The sequence below is a fragment of the Flavobacterium sangjuense genome, from assembly GCF_004797125.1.
In the GTDB taxonomy this organism is placed as follows: Bacteria; Bacteroidota; Bacteroidia; order Flavobacteriales; family Flavobacteriaceae; genus Flavobacterium; species Flavobacterium sangjuense.
In genome coordinates, this window is the sequence record NZ_CP038810.1 from 402054 (window position 1) to 416362 (window position 14309).

At 35.3% G+C, this 14309-nt stretch carries 15 protein-coding genes; 11 read left to right on the forward strand and 4 right to left on the reverse strand.

Annotated features, from left to right (window positions below; translation table 11 throughout):
• The first annotated feature begins 6 nt into the window (after positions 1-6).
• Together GS03_RS01700 and GS03_RS01705 are read left to right on the forward strand one after the other, a co-directional pair.
• Positions 7-705: a class I SAM-dependent methyltransferase gene (locus GS03_RS01700; RefSeq protein WP_136150848.1), complete on the forward strand. Its 699-nt coding sequence runs from the start codon at positions 7-9 to the stop codon at positions 703-705.
• On the forward strand, positions 702-1610 hold the full coding sequence (locus GS03_RS01705) for a hypothetical protein (RefSeq protein WP_136150849.1): 909 nt from the start codon (positions 702-704) through the stop codon (positions 1608-1610). Before GS03_RS01700 ends, GS03_RS01705 begins: the two co-directional genes overlap by 4 nt.
• Here the strand turns inward: GS03_RS01705 and GS03_RS01710 are convergent.
• On the reverse strand, positions 1607-2542 hold the full coding sequence (locus GS03_RS01710; RefSeq protein WP_136150850.1) for an FkbM family methyltransferase: 936 nt from the start codon (positions 2540-2542) through the stop codon (positions 1607-1609). The genes GS03_RS01705 and GS03_RS01710 overlap by 4 nt on opposite strands.
• A 156-nt stretch (positions 2543-2698) precedes the next feature.
• Between GS03_RS01710 and GS03_RS01715 the strand changes: the two genes are divergently transcribed.
• From GS03_RS01715 to GS03_RS01725, 3 genes are all read left to right on the forward strand, one after another.
• Positions 2699-3682: an acyltransferase family protein gene (locus GS03_RS01715; protein WP_246034211.1), complete on the forward strand. Its 984-nt coding sequence runs from the start codon at positions 2699-2701 to the stop codon at positions 3680-3682.
• Between the two features lie 2 nt (positions 3683-3684).
• The gene (locus GS03_RS01720; protein ID WP_136150852.1) at positions 3685-5208 is read left to right on the forward strand and encodes a B12-binding domain-containing radical SAM protein; all 1524 of its coding nucleotides are present in this window, start codon (positions 3685-3687) and stop codon (positions 5206-5208) included.
• Between the two features lie 132 nt (positions 5209-5340).
• Positions 5341-5868, forward strand: a complete 528-nt coding sequence (locus GS03_RS01725; RefSeq protein ID WP_246034124.1) for a methyltransferase — start codon at positions 5341-5343, stop codon at positions 5866-5868.
• Here GS03_RS01725 and GS03_RS01730 read toward each other — a convergent pair.
• Positions 5849-6874, reverse strand: a complete 1026-nt coding sequence (locus GS03_RS01730) for a LacI family DNA-binding transcriptional regulator (RefSeq protein WP_136150854.1) — start codon at positions 6872-6874, stop codon at positions 5849-5851. The two genes, GS03_RS01725 and GS03_RS01730, sit on opposite strands and share 20 nt — an antisense overlap.
• A 270-nt stretch (positions 6875-7144) precedes the next feature.
• On the opposite strand from GS03_RS01730, the gene rplM reads away from it, so the two are divergent.
• The 4 genes from rplM (at position 7145) to tsf (ending at position 9939) form a co-directional block, all read left to right on the forward strand.
• Positions 7145-7600, forward strand: a complete 456-nt coding sequence (rplM, locus tag GS03_RS01735; protein ID WP_136150855.1) for a 50S ribosomal protein L13 — start codon at positions 7145-7147, stop codon at positions 7598-7600.
• On the forward strand, positions 7600-7986 hold the full coding sequence (rpsI, locus tag GS03_RS01740; RefSeq protein WP_136150856.1) for a 30S ribosomal protein S9: 387 nt from the start codon (positions 7600-7602) through the stop codon (positions 7984-7986). Before rplM ends, rpsI begins: the two co-directional genes overlap by 1 nt.
• 174 nt (positions 7987-8160) lie before the next feature.
• On the forward strand, positions 8161-8994 hold the full coding sequence (rpsB, locus tag GS03_RS01745; protein WP_136153038.1) for a 30S ribosomal protein S2: 834 nt from the start codon (positions 8161-8163) through the stop codon (positions 8992-8994).
• Between the two features lie 117 nt (positions 8995-9111).
• The gene (tsf, locus tag GS03_RS01750; RefSeq protein ID WP_136150857.1) at positions 9112-9939 is read left to right on the forward strand and encodes a translation elongation factor Ts; all 828 of its coding nucleotides are present in this window, start codon (positions 9112-9114) and stop codon (positions 9937-9939) included.
• A gap of 85 nt (positions 9940-10024) precedes the next feature.
• On the opposite strand, the gene GS03_RS01755 is transcribed toward tsf, so the two are convergent.
• Together GS03_RS01755 and GS03_RS01760 are read right to left on the reverse strand one after the other, a co-directional pair.
• The gene (locus tag GS03_RS01755) at positions 10025-10210 is read right to left on the reverse strand and encodes a hypothetical protein (protein ID WP_136150858.1); all 186 of its coding nucleotides are present in this window, start codon (positions 10208-10210) and stop codon (positions 10025-10027) included.
• A gap of 298 nt (positions 10211-10508) precedes the next feature.
• Positions 10509-12626 carry a M3 family metallopeptidase gene (locus tag GS03_RS01760; protein WP_136150859.1) on the reverse strand — a complete coding sequence of 706 codons (2118 nt, stop codon included), beginning with the start codon at positions 12624-12626 and terminating at the stop codon, positions 10509-10511.
• Positions 12627-12729: 103 nt separating this feature from the next.
• Between GS03_RS01760 and GS03_RS01765 the strand changes: the two genes are divergently transcribed.
• Complete coding sequence (locus tag GS03_RS01765; RefSeq protein ID WP_136150860.1) at positions 12730-13374, forward strand: queuosine precursor transporter; 645 nt, start codon at positions 12730-12732, stop codon at positions 13372-13374.
• Positions 13375-13488: 114 nt separating this feature from the next.
• Positions 13489-14265, forward strand: coding sequence for a LuxR family transcriptional regulator (locus GS03_RS01770; protein WP_246034126.1), 777 nt, complete (start codon positions 13489-13491; stop codon positions 14263-14265).
• Positions 14266-14309: the final 44 nt, after the last annotated feature.

Genomic DNA, 14309 nt, shown 5'->3' on the forward strand with positions numbered 1-14309 from the left:
CGCGAAATGAAGCCCAATCAAAAACATATCAGCAAACAAAATAACCGCTATTATGATAAAATAGCAGCGGATTATGATGCCATGCTGAGCCATAATACCCAAGAGGATTTTCTGCGTAAAAAAGTAGCTGAGAAATTAACTTCCTTTTTGAAAGAAGGCACTGTTTTAGATTTTGGAGGAGGAACGGGAGAAGATTTAAAATGGTTATTGGAACATCATTACAAAGTGATTTTTTGCGAACCTTCATCCGGTATGCGAAAGATGGCGATGGACAAATTCCCGGAAGCCGGAATTGTGTTTTTGGAAAACAGTCAAACCGATTTTACAAGTTGGGATGAAACGCTTCCGTTTCAAGAGAAAGTCAATGGTGTAATAGCCAATTTTGCTGTGCTGAATTGTATTTTAGATCTGGATTTATTCTTTAAGAAATTGACTTTGATAACCGCTGAAAAGGCTGAAATTGTGTTGCTGGTTTTACATTACAATCTGAAAAAAAGAATGCAAATGAACTTTTTCGGAGCACTAAAATCGCTAAACGGAGCTAAGCCTATGAACGTAAAAGTGGCTTTTCAGGGTGAAAAACAATTGGTTTATCTTCATTCGGTGAAATCAATTCGGAAAGCGACTGCAGAATATTTTGAATTCCAAAGTTGTGAGTTGTTAAAAGAAGAAGGTTTTTCATTAATCCATTTGACAAAAAAATGAAAAAACTGCTCAACATATTACTATTTGGAAATACTTTCTTTAAAGAATATCCGGCTGTCTCGATTGATGAAAATGAGATAAAAGAAAGGGTATTCTTTGAGGTTGACGGAAAACAAATCGATGTTTCCCAAAGGCATTGGTTGCTCTCATTGGAACCTATGGTTTTTGGAATTTGGTTTGAAAATGTACCAAATTTTGATAAAAAAACCAAGGGAAAATTGTATTTCAAGTCGGGTCAAAATAAAACACTAGCAATCGTAGAATTAAATCTAACCGAAAGCATCACTGAAAAAGAAGGCATTTTGCTTTTGTTTACCGTTGAAGAAAGCAACTTGTTTTATATAAGTCCGTTTAAAACAAAACTGATTTACGAACTGTATTATAAAAAGCCAAACCTGTCGTACATTCTATTCAAAAACCTTGCGGCTGCTTTTAGTTATCCGCGAAAAGTGCGGTTGGTTTCCTTTAAAAAAGACGATTATTTCAATATTTTCCCGATGGATTTGGCTGGCAATATTCCGAACACGAATTATTTTGTTTTTGGATTACGGCATACCAACAACACACTCGATAAAATTATAGAAGAAAAGAAAATCGTTGTGGCGGAATTTCCATCGACTTTAAAGGAGGAAATTTATCAATTGGCCAAGCATCATTCCGGAAATCCGCCAAGTGTTGACGCCTTGCCCTTTTCAATTTTGGAAACTAATTCATATCAATTTCCTATTCCCGAATCGGTCATACAATATGACGAAATCGAAATTTTAAAAACGCTGAATTTAGGAAGCCATATGTTGCTCTTTGGGAAAACCATCAACACGATTGTTGTAAATGAAAATGCGGCCAATTTGTATCACATCCATTTTTTAAACCATCTAAATCAAAACCAATATGAACCAACTTAAAGTTTTTTAACCCATTGCAACACCATTGGCGGACACAGATTGATGATGAGTTGTTTAATTTTTTTTCTAAAAGAAATAAAATTATGATTCGTAAAAACCTTTTGCTCTTCCATTGATAAACTGGAAGTATTGAGTAAGTAGGAACCTAAACTATAGTAACCTAACCAAAGTAAGAGAAAACCTGATTTTATTTTGTTTTCATTGCTTAAAAATTCAGAATCCAGAACATAAATAGCATCGCCGCAAGGTGCATAATGACAATTTTTATCATGACTATTAGCCAAAACCGGAGTGTAATTTTCTCTGTAAGTAATAAAATCAACCAGTACATAACCTTTATCCCTTAAATAGATGTCGATATCCGAAAACAACACCTGATTTTGATAAACTGCTATGGTTGACACTTCAACTTTTAGAATATTTATTCGTTTTTCGTTGAGCAACTTTTCTGCACCATGCAAAATTTTCAATTCTGAACCTTGCGTGTCAATTTTTAAATAATCAATTGTCTCATCTTTGTCTTTTATGAAATTATCCAGTGTAACCGCCGAAGTCTTAATTACATTTTCAATGGCAATGTTTGACTTCCAATTGTCAAAGTTTTTATATAAACCAAAATGCTTTTGATAGTTGCCCAAATCTGTTTCAAGCAGACTGCTCATAGAGCTGTGCTTTGTAACATTAAAGGAAACTTCGCCTTCACAATCCGACAAACAATCACCAATTAAAGCTAATGACTTAAAATTATGTTGAATGTATTTTTCTTTAAGTATTTCCAATTCGATTGGATTGGGTTCGAAGCCGATAATATTGGTTATTGTCGACAAGTCTTCCAAAAAATCAAGCTTGTCTTTGGCGCCAACATCGATAAAAAACAAAGATTCAATGTTTTTCCTCTTTAAGATTTGAACTAAATCGTTTGTTTTATTCATTGTACAAAAGAAGTGATTGGATTAATTATCAAATTTATAAATTTATAGCTTACAAAAAACGAAACCCTGATGGACACCACGATGCATAAAAGAATTCCCGGACTCGATGTACTTCGAACCCTGTGCCTTTTCTTCGTGTTAACGCAGCATTCTTTTATGTTTACGGATGCCTATTTTCCTGAGTTTCGGATAATGTGGATAATGTCTCATTACGCACTTGATTTGTTCTGTATCTTAAGTGGTTTTTTGATTGCGGGAATAATTGAAAAACGGTACCGTGAAACCAACAAAATAACTTTTTCGGACATGCTCACTTTTTACAAAAGAAGGAGTTTTAAGATCCTTCCGATGTATTATATAGTCATTGCTATCTGCTTGTTTTTATCAAACATTGGATGGTATTACCCAAAGGATTTTTCCTGGAAATTTCTGGTGTTTCTTCAAAATTTGCATCGTGGTGATTTTCATTTTTTGCCCCATACCCATTCGTTAACTATTCAGGAATGGTTTTGCCTGCTTTTCCCTTTAACCATTTTATTTTTATTTAAGTTTTTGCCGAAGTCCGAATACAATCCCATTCTTATTGGCGCATTTATTTGGATGGCTGTTGGATTTGTCAATCGTTGGATTGTGCACTCTCATGGAGTCGAAAGTTGGGATATTGAAATCCGTAAAACAATACTAACCCGAATAGATGCGGTCATTTATGGCGTTTTGTTTTACTTCATTCAATTGCATTTTTCGGAGTTTTTGAAAAAGAACAAATTGAAATTATTGCTCGTTAGTTTTACTCTTTATCTGTTGGCTACATATATTCTGGCGCAAAAATATTCGCCTTTTTTCAATAATGTGGTTTATTATTCGTTGGTCACTTTTATTGTCAGTTTCGCGTTGCCGTATTTTATACATTTAAAGCTTCCTGAGCAGCCACAAAAAATCTTTACTTTTATTGGATTGTCATCTTATTCGATTTATCTGATTCACTTACCTTTACTCTACATTATTTTTGATCGCATTCAGGCAACCAACAAATGCGAATCATTATTGTTTTTGGTTGGAATGCTGTTGCTTACGAATATTGTTGGAATGCTGTTTTATATATTCGTAGAAAACCCAATTATGAAATTAAGAGATAAATAAAAATGCCAACGAACAAAATAATCATATTCAATCCAAAAAGTGCTAACGGAAAACATCGGATTCCCAATTCGATATTGCAGGTTGGAGCCGCTGTTCATGGCAAATATGAGTATGTTTTTGTGGATGGCAATTTGGAGAAAAATCCCTGGGAAACCATTGAAAATTATTTAAAATCGGGTGATTATAAATACTTTGGTTCAACCGTGATGCCTGGTCCGCAACTGCGTCAGGCGATTCCGTTTACCAAAAAAATAAAAGAATTATTTCCCGAAACCGTTACGGTTTGGGGCGGTTATTTTGCGGCCAATCAGTATAAAGTTTCCTTGGAATCTGGTGTTGTTGATTATGTTATTAACGGTCCGGGCGATGTAGCTTTTCCTTCTTTAATTGAGGCTTTGGAAAATAATGAAAAAGAAAAAATCTTCTTAATCAAAAACTTAATTTATAAAAACGATAAAGGAGAAATCGTTAAAACCGCTGTCGAAGCTTTACTCGACCAAGATACGCTGCCTAAGTTTCCTTATGAGTATTTGAATTCGTTTTATCCAGTCAAAAATTATTTGGCCAAAACCTTTATGGGTAACAAAACCCTATCATATCATTCGAGTATGGGCTGTCCTTTTTCATGTTCGTTTTGCGCTGTGGTTCCAATTTATAATGCCAAATGGAAAGGAATGTCAGCCACCAGAATTTATGAAGATGTCAAATATTTTAAAGACAAATACAACATTGACGCAGTCGAATTCCACGATAATAATTTCTTTACTTCCAAAAAAAGAGTTTTAGAATTTTCGGAATTAATAATGAATGATGGAATCAGTTATTGGGGCGAAGGCCGCATCGATACTATTAATATGTATAGTGATGATGAACTAAAACTGATGCGAAAAGCCGGTTGCAAAATGATTTTTCTTGGTGCTGAAACCGGAAATGATGCCGTCCTGAAACAAATGAACAAAGGCGGAACGCAAACCGGACAAATGATTAAAGATTTTGTCCTGCGGATGAAAAATGCCGATATCATTCCGGAATTGTCTTTTGTTCTTGGAATGCCTGCCAAAACTGAGAAGGAAGTCTATGAGCAAATTTTGTGGGACATCAATTTCATCAAAGAAATAAAAGAAATCAATCCGAATGCGGAGATTATCATTTATCTTTTTAGTCCCGTGCCAACAGAAGGTTCCGACTTATACAAGCAAATTCTCGATGCCGGTTTTTCGTTTCCTAAACATTTGGAAAACTGGATTTCACCGAGTTGGGAAAACTTCGATTTGCGGAAAAATCCACTAACGCCTTGGTTAAAACCTTACATGATTGACACCATTAAAAATTTTGAAACCGTTTTGAATGGTTATTATCCAACGGTTTCCGATTTCAGGGTTCGTGGTTTTAAAAGAACCGTTTTGACAACAGTCGCAAGTTGGCGTTATAAAACCGGAGTTTATAATTATCCATATGAAATAAAGGCTTTACATAAACTTTGGAAGTATCGCCAACCGGAGATTGAAGGATTCTATTCAGAATAGATGAGAAATTTTATTAAAAAAATATCGCATCCTTTTTTGAAACTTGGTTTACGATTTTATTATTGGAAGCCGAGGACTTTTTGCTACGACAATATTTGCATCAAAGTGCATTCTGAAGTCTTTCCGCCTAAAATGACATTCAGCACTAATATTCTTTTGGACTTTGTCAAAAAATTAGATTTACAAAACAAATCCTTTTTGGAGCTTGGCTGTGGTAGTGGCATTATTTCGCTTTTGGCAGCAAAAAATGGCGCAGCTGTAACTGCTTCGGATGTGAATCAAATTGCTTTGGATTTTCTGGAAACCAATGCTTCAAAAAATAAGCTGAAGCTAAAAATCATTTATTCTGATTTGTTTGACAATCTGAAAAATCAAACTTTTGATTATATAATTATCAATCCACCATATTATCCAAAAACTCCAAAAAACATAAAAGAACATGCTTGGTTTTGTGGTGAAAACTTTGAGTATTTTGAAAAACTATTTGTTCAGCTACCCAATTATTTGGCAGCGGGTGATTGTTATATGATTTTGTCACAAGATTGTGATATTGAAAAAATAAAAGCCATAGCATTGAGGAACGCTCTGGCTTTTGAACTTGTTTTCGAAAAGAAAAATTTGGTTGAAACCAATTATCTATTTAAAGTAGCTTCCTTGTAGAATCTCTTTGACGCAATTCTGTTTTGATTGTTGTGGTTGAAAAAACCAGCGCTTCTTCATTGCTTTCCAATTTATCTATCAGCAGTTGCGTTGCTACTTCACCTATTTCAGGTCCGTGCTGGCTAACCGTTGACAAACTCGGTGTCAATCGACGCGACCAAACTCCATCTGCAAAACCAATTACAGAAAGTTCTTCCGGGATTTTCATTCCTTTTTTCAATCCCATTTTCATAGCTATAGTCGCTGCGTGTTCATCTAAAGCAAAAACAGCATCTACATCATTTTTATCAAAAAAATCTTTAACCAAGATATCAAACTCATCAATATTATCTGTCTGGATTATTAGTTTCTCATTAACCTTTAGTCCTTTTTGTTCAAATGCTTTATAAAAACCCTGGGCACGCAAATTTGCAACGCTTAATTGTTTAATGGTTGTAAACAAAGCAATGTTTTTGCATCCTGTATTTATTAAATGATTTGTAGCATTGATGGCACTTTCATAATCGTCAACAATTACCTTATCGCATTGAACTTCATCGGCAATACGATCAAACATTACCATTGGAGTTCCATCATTAATGATTGCCTTAAAATGATCAAATTGCTGTAGTTTTTGGGCTTCTTTTGAAATTGAAAGAATAAAACCGTCTATAGTTCCGTTGCTTAACATTTCGAGTATGTTAATTTCTTTTTCAAGACTTTCATTGGATATACAGGTAATAACCTTGTACCCTTTTGCATCGGCCACTTTTTCAATTCCGGTAAAAACTTTGGCAAAAAAAGAATTCAATATATTAGGAATAACAACACCAATCGTTTTTGTTCTTCTGTTTTTTAAATTTAATCCAATAACATTTGGTTTGTAATTTTTCAGCTTGGCATATTCCTGGACACGTTGCTTTGTTGGTTCGCTTATTTCAGGGCTTCCATTCAATGCTTTAGAAACTGTAGAAACAGAAACTCCTAACTCTTTTGCAATTTGTTTTAATGTGGCTTTCGATCTCATTTTTGTTGTCTTAAGATGTAAAAATAGTGAAATTTATTCTGCTACATAATATTGACGGACCAAAGTTATCCATAAAATATAGGAAATGCTATGTTTTTTTATCCGATGATTCGATTCTGTTTTGCTTGTTAAGTCCATTCATTAAAAGGATTTTACACAAAAAATCGCGTTTTATAAAAATATTTAAAAAATGCTATTTGCTTTATTAATAAATAATTGTACTTTTGCACTCCCTTTATTGGGAATGGAATGTTTAATTAAAATAAAATTATGGACGCATTAAGCTACAAGACACAATCTACAACCAAAGCCACTGCTCAAAAAGAGTGGATCATTGTAGATGCTGATGGTCATAACTTAGGTCGTTTTGCTTCAAAAGTTGCGATGCTTTTAAGAGGTAAATACAAGCCAAGTTACACACCTCACGTCGACTGTGGAGATAACGTAATTGTTATCAACGCAGAGAAAATCAACCTTACAGGAAACAAACTTGACGAGAAAACGTACATCCGTCACACAGGTTACCCAGGAGGACAAAGAAGTTTGACTGCTAAAGTTATGCAACAAAAGAATCCTGCATTACTAGTAGAAAAAGCTGTTAAAGGAATGTTACCTAAAAATAAATTAGGTGCTGAACTTTTCAGAAATTTAAATGTTGTTGTAGGTACAGAGCACAAACAAGGCGCTCAAAAACCTAAAACAGTTAACCTTAACGATCTTAAATAATGGGAGTTATTCACAAAATCGGTAGAAGAAAATGTGCAGTAGCACGTGTTTATGTTTCAGAAGGAACTGGAAAAATTACCGTAAACAAAAGAGAATTTAACAACTACTTCCCAACAGCTACTTTACAGTACAAAGTATTGCAACCAATGTCTATGACAGAAAACGCAACTAACTTTGACGTAAAAGTAAATGTATATGGTGGTGGTTCTACAGGGCAGGCAGAAGCTGTGAGAATGGCAATTGCAAGAGCAATGTGTGAAGTGGAAGCTGAAAACAGAGCTATCCTAAAACCAGAAGGATTACTAACAAGAGATCCAAGAATGGTAGAACGTAAAAAATTCGGTCAGAAAAAAGCACGTAAGAGATTCCAATTCTCGAAACGTTAATATTTTCAGATTATTTTTTACAATTAAATTAGAATTTAAAACACAGTTGTCGATATTCCTTTTAAAAAGGGAATTAGTTTAGCATCGAAATGCAGTCCAAAGTCTAAAAGTCAGAAGACTTAAAGCGAAAAAGGTGACGCATTGCTAATCAAACGGAACGTAAACTATTACACAATGGCAAACAAAATTGAAGTTAAAGATTTATTAGAAGCAGGTGTTCACTTCGGACACATGACTCGTAAGTGGGATCCAAACATGGCTCCTTACATATATATGGAGCGTAATGGAATTCACATTATCAACCTATATAAAACTGCTGCAAAAATTGAAGAAGCTAACGAAGCTTTGAAAAAAATCGCAGCATCAGGTAGAAAAATACTTTTCGTAGCTACCAAAAAACAAGCAAAAGATATCGTTGCAGAAAAAGCTGTAGCTTGTAACATGCCGTACATCACTGAAAGATGGCCAGGTGGTATGTTAACAAACTTCGTTACTATCCGTAAAGCCGTTAAAAAAATGGCTACTATTGATAAAATGAAGAAAGACGGAACTTTTATGACATTGTCTAAAAAAGAGCGTCTTCAGGTAGATCGTCTTCGTGCAAAATTAGAGAAGAACTTAGGTTCTATCGCTGATATGTCAAGATTACCTGCTGCATTATTTGTTGTAGATATCAAAGCTGAACACATCGCAATAAAAGAAGCACAAAAATTAAACATTCCAGTTTTCGCAATGGTTGATACTAACTCTGATCCACGTGAAGTAGATTACGTTATCCCAGCCAATGATGATGCTTCAAAATCAATTGAGAAAATTTTATCTTTAGTAACTGCTGCAGTTATTGACGGATTGGCTAACAGAACTTCTGATAAAGAAGATGTTGACGCTCCGGAAGTAGAAGAAGAAGTAGTTGCTGTAGAAGCTGCTCCAGAAGTGGAAGCAGTTGTAGAAGTAGAAGCTGCTCCTGAAGTAGAAGCTGAAGCTACAGAAACTAAGACTGAAGAGTAAAACAAAATAATTACGAATTATGAATTAAGAATTACGAATTGTTTTCACTCGTAATTTCAAATTTGTAATTCGTAATTTCTTTTAAAAGAATTTTTAAACTTAAAATAAAAAAACATTATGTCAACAATCACAATTACTGCTGCAGACGTAAATAAATTAAGAACAATTACCGGTGCAGGAATGATGGACTGTAAAAAAGCTTTAGTAGAAGCTGAAGGAGATTTTGATTTAGCAATTGAAAACCTTAGAAAAAAAGGTCAAAAAGTTGCTGCAAACCGTTCAGACAGAGAATCTACTGAAGGAGCTGCTGTTGCTGCTGTTAATGCTGACAAGACTTCTGGTGTTGTTATTACATTAAACTGCGAAACTGACTTCGTTGGGAAAAATGAAGGTTTCGTAAAATTGGCTAACGATTTCGCTAATCAGGCATTAAACTATGCTACTAAAGAAGAATTTTTAGCTTCTGACTTCAACGGAATTACTGTTGCTGAGAAATTAATCGAGCAAACTGGAGTTATCGGAGAAAAAATTGAAATCGCTTCTTTTGAGAAATTGAGTGGAGCTTTCGTTGGTTCTTATGTTCACTCTGGAAAAATTGCCGTTCTTGTTGCACTTTCTGCTAACGTTGCCGGAGCTGATGAAGCTGCTAAAAACGTAGCAATGCAAGCTGCTGCTATGTCTCCAATTGCTTTGGACGAAGCTGGAGTTGATGCAGACATCATCGCTAAAGAAATTGAAATCGCTAAAGATTTATTACGTCAGGAAGGAAAACCAGAGGCAATGATTGAAAATATCGCTAAAGGTAAACTTGGTCGTTTCTTTAAAGACAATACTTTGGTAAACCAAGATTATATTAAAGATAGCTCTATGAGCGTTGCTGCTTACATTAAATCTGTTGATGCAGGTTTGACTGTAACTGGTTTCAGAAGAGTCGCTTTAGGATAATCCTTATTTTATAAAGCTTATAAAGAAACCCGAGCCATTTGGTTCGGGTTTCTTTTTTTTTAGGAGCACACGTTTAGTTTTCTTCTCACTTCTCTTCCCGCTGTCCGTTGCAATCTGTCATTGCGAGGAACGAAGCAATCTCATCATAATTGTTCAACGCAATGTCAGGATTTCCACTTCCATCGGGGCTAGAATAGACTTCTGCAAAATACCTGACAGCCACTGGCTGTCCTCCTCTTAATATCAAATCATCGGGGCTAAAGACACGCAAGGTTTTCACAAGAAAAATCCCGGTAGGGATTTGATATTGGTAGAAAAATTTAGCAAAGCAATAAAATCCCTTTAGGGATGATATAATTTTCATTGGTTCAACGAAATCAAAACATTCTTCTGGCAAGATATCATCCCTAAAGGGATTGCTTTAATTACGCCATCCAATTTCTACCCGAATTTAATCCCTAACGGGATCTGACTGGTTACATTATACCAAGTTGAAAACAAAAAACCCGATTCAAATGAATCGGGTTTTTTGTTTAGCTTCGCTCCGTTCGCCTTCGGCTCGGGTTTTATTATTTCTTCTGAACTTCAAATCCTCTTGCACGCATCAAAGCATCCGTATTCACATCTCTGCCGCGGAATTTTTTATACGCAATGGCAGGATCAATCGTGTTTCCAATACTGAACACATAATCATGTAATCTTTTGGCAACTGCTTTATCATACAAACCGTCTTTGGTTTCGGTAAAGGCTTCTGTCGCATCCGCACTGATAGCATCAGCCCACAAATAACCATAATAACCAGCAGCATAAGCATCGTCAGAAAAGATATGGCCAAACTGTGGAATACGGTGACGCATCACTATTTCTTTTGGCATCTTGAGTTCTGTCAAGGTTATTTTTTCAAATTCTTTTGGATTAATATCCGGGTTTTCTAACAAGTGTAATTTCATATCAACCAAAGCACTTGCAATCGTTTCTACAGTAGAAAACGCTTCGTTAAAAGTTGAAGCTCTGTCATTTCTTTCTACCAAAGCCATTGGCATTGGTTCGCCAGTTTTGTAATGCAAAGCAAATTGATTCAATACTTGTGGTGTACTCAACCAACGTTCCATAACCTGTGAAGGAAACTCAACATAATCTCTCGGCGTGTTGGTTCCCGATAAACTTGGATACGTCACATCCGAATTCAACCCGTGTAAAGCATGCCCGAATTCATGGAATAAGGTACTGGCATCTTCCCATGAAATCAATATTGGCTCGCCATCTTTTCCTTTAATGAAATTGCAGTTGTTGGATACAATTGTAATCACATCTCCATTCACTCTGCTTTGCTCTCTGGTAGCATTCATCCATGCGCCGGAACGTTTTCCTTTACGCGCATAAGGGTCGAAGTACCAAAGACCAACAATTTTTTTGGTGTCCTTATTATAAACTTCCCAAACTCTCACATCTGAATGGAAAACAGGAACATTGCTAATTTGTTTAAATCCTAAATGAAAAATCTCTCCGGCAACCCAAAACATTCCTTCACGCAATTTCTCCAATTGCAAATAAGGTTTTAAATCATTTTGGTCTAAATCGTATTTTGCTTTTCTAACTTTTTCTGAATAATAACGATAATCCCAGGCAGCAATTTTGAAATTTCCTCCTTCGATATCAACCATGTTTTGCATATCGGCAACATCCGTATGCACTTTTTCAACTGCCGGTGTCCAAACAGACATCATTAAATCTAGCGTTTTTTGAGGTTTCTGCGCCATAGTGTTTGACAAACTCCAATCAGCAAAAGTTTTAAAGCCCAATAATTTGGTTTTCTCTGCACGCAGTTTTAAAATTTGAACTAAAGTAGCATTATTATTATTGGCATTATCATTATCGCCACGACTGGTAAATATCTGAAACGCTTTTTGTCTTAAATCTCTACGGTTTGAAAACGTCAAAAACGGCTCTATAGACGAACGCGTATTTGCAATACAACCCATAACGTTAAGCTTTCTGTCTTTAGCATCAGCTATCGCAGCATTTTTCAATTCTTCCGGCAAACCATCAAAATCAGCTTCAGTTTTTAATTCCAAATAATAATTGCTCTCGTCTGCCAATTGATTTTGGCTAAATTTGGTAAACAAACCAGCTAATTCCTGATTGATTGCAGCAATTCTTGTTTTGCTTTTTGCAGTTGCTTTGGCACCTTCGCGAACAAAATTGGAGTAATAAAACCAAACCAATCGTTGTTGTTCTTTGGTTAGTTTTTTCTTATTTGGAGAATTGTAAACTTTTGATATTCTGTCGAACAATTTCGCGTTTTGATAAATTTTATTGTTGAGTTCATACATCTTAGGCGTCATTTCGGTTTCGATAGGCTCAAATTCCGGACTGTTCATATTGGAACTGTAAATTCCAAAAACAGCATAAATCTGACTATACCTTTTACCTGCTTTTTCCAATGCCACAATGGTGTTAGTAAACGTTGCCGGTTTTGGATTGTTGGCGATTTTTTTAATTTCATTCAATTTATCCTGAATGGCAAATTCAAGTGCAGGCTTTAAATCCTGTAGTTTATAATCTGTAAATGCAGGAACACCACCATAAGGTCCGGTCCAATCGTTTAAAAAGGAATTTCGATTTGTTTGTGCATTTACCATAACTGTCGGGGCAATCATAATCAATGTTAAAATTATTTTTTTCATTATTTATTTGTTTGTTTCCACCAAAAGTAGTGAAAAAACAATTCATCTCTTTACATAATAATCATTAACCAAAATTGCATAAATTTGAGAAAAAAGCAAGCCTATGTTTCAATCCAGAAAAGACATTGTGTATGTCATTCTTGCCGGAATATTTATTACCAATGCTGTCGTGGCCGAACTTATAGGCGGAAAGCTAATTGATGTTGGGCCAGCCGTAATGAGTATCGGCATTTTACCGTGGCCAATTGTTTTTGTCACTACCGATTTAATCAATGAATATTTTGGTGAAAAAGGCGTTCGCAAACTTTCGATAATCACGGCCTGTTTGATTGCCTATACTTTTATCGTTTTGTTTTTTGCGATGAAAATTCCATCAACAGGCATAAGTACGGTTTCAACTTCACAGTTTAATGCCGTTTTTGGACAAAGCCAATTGATAATTGTGGGAAGCATTACAGCCTTTTTGATTTCACAATTGATTGACGTCAGCATTTTTCATTTTTTCAAAAGGAAAACGGGACAAAAAATGATTTGGCTGCGAAGTACCGGTTCAACAGTGATTTCACAATTGTTTGATAGTTTTATTGTTTTGGGAATTGCGTTTTGGTTACCAGGAATTATGGATACAAAAACATTTTTCCTTTCGGCAATGACGGGCTATAGTGTAAAATTGGCGATTGCAGTTTTAATGACACCGATGATTTATTTAGGACATTCACTGATTGAAAAATACATACGCGAAAAATAAACAATATTGTAATTTGTCAGATTTATGAACTATTTATCGAGTGTCTGTTTTTGATAAACAATTTTAAACTAGATTTATACAATATTAGACTGAGCCAAAATCTACTCTTGTGACATGAAAAAACCTGCTTCCGACTTCTACCTCACTGCTAAAAAAATATGGGGAACCGTTGTAAAAACAGATAGCCCCAACACAAAAGAGCTAGAACTGTCACTTGAACTTCATAAAAGACTACTAAATATTTTTCAGGCTGGCCGGCATTATTACATGGTTTTTAACGTTTTTGACTTGGAGCTGGAATTTGTAAGTCCCGAAATATTGAGTGTTTTAGAATATGAACCTCACGAGATAAATACTATGTTTTTTCTGGATAGGATTCATCCTGACGACAAGATTTATTTTTTGAATTTTGAGAATAGATTAGCTGAGTTTTTCAACCAATTACCTGTAGAAAAAAGAGGCAACTACAAGTACCAGCATGATTATAGAGTAAAAACTAAAAGCAATAAATATGTACGGCTGTTGCATCAAATTGTCCCTTTAGAATACGATGAGAACAATTATTACAGAAGCCTTGTACTGCATACTGACATATCCCACATCAAACGTGATGGCATTCCCAGCTTTTCAATCATAGGTCTGGATGACGAACCTTCTTATTATAACATTCAGGATACGGAAGTCTTCACTAAATCATACAGCCTATTTACAAAAAGGGAGCGTGAGATTATGAAGCTTATCATTGAAGGCAAGACAACCAAGGAGATTGCCCTGGAATTATATATAAGTCCATACACTGTAAATTCTCACCGAAAAAACATCCTCCGGAAGGCTGATGCCAAAACGACACTCGATCTGGCGGGAAAAGTCATTAAAGAAGGTTGGATATAAATCTTATTTTTTAGTTTTAAGCGCTCGCTATGTTCAAACAGTGG

Excerpts from the sequence above, each read along its gene's own strand:
- GS03_RS01700 (WP_136150848.1), top strand. The coding sequence starts at position 7 with ATGAAGCCCAATCAAAAACATATCAGCAAACAAAATAACCGCTATTAT.
- GS03_RS01705 (WP_136150849.1), top strand. The coding sequence starts at position 702 with ATGAAAAAACTGCTCAACATATTACTATTTGGAAATACTTTCTTTAAA.
- GS03_RS01710 (WP_136150850.1), bottom strand. The coding sequence starts at position 2,542 with ATGAATAAAACAAACGATTTAGTTCAAATCTTAAAGAGGAAAAACATT.
- GS03_RS01715 (WP_246034211.1), top strand. The coding sequence starts at position 2,699 with ATGTTTACGGATGCCTATTTTCCTGAGTTTCGGATAATGTGGATAATG.
- GS03_RS01720 (WP_136150852.1), top strand. The coding sequence starts at position 3,685 with ATGCCAACGAACAAAATAATCATATTCAATCCAAAAAGTGCTAACGGA.
- GS03_RS01725 (WP_246034124.1), top strand. The coding sequence starts at position 5,341 with ATGACATTCAGCACTAATATTCTTTTGGACTTTGTCAAAAAATTAGAT.
- GS03_RS01730 (WP_136150854.1), bottom strand. The coding sequence starts at position 6,874 with ATGAGATCGAAAGCCACATTAAAACAAATTGCAAAAGAGTTAGGAGTT.
- rplM (WP_136150855.1), top strand. The coding sequence starts at position 7,145 with ATGGACGCATTAAGCTACAAGACACAATCTACAACCAAAGCCACTGCT.
- rpsI (WP_136150856.1), top strand. The coding sequence starts at position 7,600 with ATGGGAGTTATTCACAAAATCGGTAGAAGAAAATGTGCAGTAGCACGT.
- rpsB (WP_136153038.1), top strand. The coding sequence starts at position 8,161 with ATGGCAAACAAAATTGAAGTTAAAGATTTATTAGAAGCAGGTGTTCAC.
- tsf (WP_136150857.1), top strand. The coding sequence starts at position 9,112 with ATGTCAACAATCACAATTACTGCTGCAGACGTAAATAAATTAAGAACA.
- GS03_RS01760 (WP_136150859.1), bottom strand. The coding sequence starts at position 12,626 with ATGAAAAAAATAATTTTAACATTGATTATGATTGCCCCGACAGTTATG.
- GS03_RS01765 (WP_136150860.1), top strand. The coding sequence starts at position 12,730 with ATGTTTCAATCCAGAAAAGACATTGTGTATGTCATTCTTGCCGGAATA.
- GS03_RS01770 (WP_246034126.1), top strand. The coding sequence starts at position 13,489 with ATGAAAAAACCTGCTTCCGACTTCTACCTCACTGCTAAAAAAATATGG.